Here is a 2378-nt window from a genome sequence, read left to right as displayed (position 1 = left end):
CGCAGTGGGCCGAAGGCGAAACCGGCGTGCCCGCCGCCGCCATCACCGCGCTGGCCCGCCAACTGGCCGAGGCCGCGCCGGGCGTCATCTGGCACCCCGGCTGGATGGTGGCCCGCTACGACGATTCGTTCCACGTCTGTCGCACCGCGTACATCATCAACGCCCTGCTCGGCTCCATCGGGGCCAAGGGCGGCCTGCCCATCGCCAACAAGCCCGGCGACGTGGGCCGCAAGGGCCTGAAGAAGCTGGTGGACCTGTACCCAGCCCCCGAAGAGAAGCGCGCAGACGGCGTGGGCTGGCGGCACACCCAGTTCGACGGCGGCCCCGGTCTGATCAACCTGGCCTACGACGCCATCGCCACCGGCGACCCGTACCCCGTCAAGGCGTACATCTGCTACCGCCACGACCCGCTGATGGCCATGCCTGACGCCGAAGCCATGAAGCGAAAGTGGGAAGGACTGGACCTCATGGTCAGCGTGACCTTCTCGTGGTCCGACACCGCGTGGCATTCCGACGTGGTGCTGCCCCTGTCCACCTACCTTTCGCGCGAAAGCATCATCGCCTCCAAGGGCGGGCTGAAGCCGCAGTTCTTCGTGCGCAAGCGGGCCATGCAGCCCACGCTGGATACCAGGGCCGACTGGGAAATCCTGTGCGGTCTCGCCAAACGGCTGGGCATGGACAAGCTGGCCTTCGAGCGCATCGAGGACATCTGGGACTACCAGTTGCAGCCCACGGGCGTGACCATGGCCGACTTCGACGCCAAGGGCTTCGTGGAGCTGTGCGATGCCCCCAAGTACCGCGAGGACGCGGAACTGAAGTTTGCCACCGGCTCGGGCAAGCTGGAAATGATCAGCCCCAAGTGGACCAAGGCCGGTGAACCCAGCCTGCGTACCTACGCCGCGCCGCCAGCGCCGCCGCAGGGCATGTTCCGCATCGCCTTCGGGCGCACGGCGCTGCACACCCAGGGGCACACCGTGAACAACCCGCTGCTGGCCGAACAGATGCCCACCAACGTGGCCTGGATCAACACCGCAAGGGCCGCAGAACTGGGCATTGCCGACGGCGAACTGCTGGAAGTGCTGGACGCGCGGGGCGCCGCCGCCGGGCGCATCCGCGCCTTCGTCACCGACTTCGTGCACCCCGAGGCACTGTTCATGGTGCACGGCTTCGGCCACCGGCTGCCGGTGGAATCGCGGGCGCGGGGCAAGGGCGTGGCCGACCAGGAACTGATGCCCGGCGGGCTTGAACGCTACGACCGGGCCGGGGGCGGCATCTCCATGCAGGAACACTTCGTCGCCGTGCGCAAGGCCGCGGCCAGGGCATAGGGGACAGCACATGAGCACCTACTGCATCGTCACCGACGAACGCCGCTGCATCAGCTGCAAGGCGTGCGAAGTCCATTGCAAGGTCAAGAACGCCATGCCCGTGGGCATCAAGCTGGGCGAGCACTTCACCGAAGGCCCCGTACCCGGCCCGAACGGCGCGCCCCTGTACCGCACCCTGTACATGCCCTGCTTCCACTGCGAGGAGCCGGAATGCGTGGACGTGTGCCCCACCGGGGCCATGACCAAGCGCGAGGCCGACGGCATCGTGTACGTGGAGGCCGACGACTGCATCGGCTGCGGCGCCTGCCTGGAAGCCTGCCCCTGGCACATCCCCCAGTGGAACGAGGATGGCGACAAGGCCGTGAAGTGCGACCTGTGCATGGACCGCATCGACGCCGGGCTGAAGCCCGCCTGTGTCACCGGCTGCACCACCCATGCGCTCTCCCTGGTCGGGCAGGACGACCCCCGCTACGAGGAGCAGCGCAAGCGCGCCCCGCAGCGGGCACTGGCTGAACGCTAACCGGGGCCTGCGGAACGCAAGCCGTCATTTGACGACCCCGCGCAGCCACGCCGCCGCATGATGATCGAGCGCCCCGCCGGAGCAGAGGTTCCGACGGGGCGCTTCGTCATGATGCATGGGCGGGATGGATGGGATGGGATGGGGGTATTCCGGGGATTTCGCCCTTCCGGAAACCGGAGGGACGCAGACGGCACGGGCACGGCAGCGCGATACGCTTCACAGCCCGAAGCTTCCACCCCCGTTGCGGGCTCCGCAGGTTGCCGCATCGGCGGCACGGGTCAGGTCTCCCCACACGGCCCTGCGGCCAAGGCCCCGCTCCAGCAGCGGAACCAGGCGCTGGAAGACCTGCGCGCACAGGCAGGCATCGCCCAGAGCGTCATGCGCGCCGTGCACATCCACCCCCAGCGCACGGGCAACCGCGTACAGGTCCGCGTCCTTGAGGGGGATGTCCGCCAGCGCGGCGAGCGGGCACGGCGCCGGGAATGCGCCCGAAGGGGGCATTGTCCCCTGCCCGGGGGGCGCGGCCCCGCCCC

At 69.0% G+C, this 2378-nt stretch carries 2 protein-coding genes and 1 pseudogene; 2 read left to right on the top strand and 1 reads right to left on the bottom strand.

Going from position 1 to position 2378, the window contains the following annotated elements; all coding sequences use genetic code 11:
- Nucleotides 1-1325, top strand: a 1325-nt coding sequence (locus tag FVW20_RS12755; protein ID WP_196609915.1) for a molybdopterin-dependent oxidoreductase, incomplete at its 5' end; no start/stop codon positions are given.
- 10 nt (nt 1326-1335) lie between these two features.
- On the top strand, nt 1336-1845 hold the full coding sequence (locus FVW20_RS12750) for a 4Fe-4S dicluster domain-containing protein (RefSeq protein WP_196609914.1): 510 nt from the start codon (nt 1336-1338) through the stop codon (nt 1843-1845).
- Nucleotides 1846-2061: 216 nt separating this feature from the next.
- Here the strand turns inward: FVW20_RS12750 and FVW20_RS12745 are convergent.
- A pseudogene (locus FVW20_RS12745) lies at nt 2062-2378 on the bottom strand (3'-5' exonuclease); the annotation flags it as partial.

This window comes from Nitratidesulfovibrio oxamicus, from assembly GCF_015731765.1.
GTDB lineage: Bacteria > Desulfobacterota > Desulfovibrionia > Desulfovibrionales > Desulfovibrionaceae > Cupidesulfovibrio > Cupidesulfovibrio oxamicus.
The sequence above is the reverse complement of the archived record's forward strand: the minus strand, read 5'-3'. Positions and strand labels throughout refer to the sequence as shown.

Excerpts from the sequence above, each read along its gene's own strand:
- FVW20_RS12750 (WP_196609914.1), top strand. The coding sequence starts at position 1,336 with ATGAGCACCTACTGCATCGTCACCGACGAACGCCGCTGCATCAGCTGC.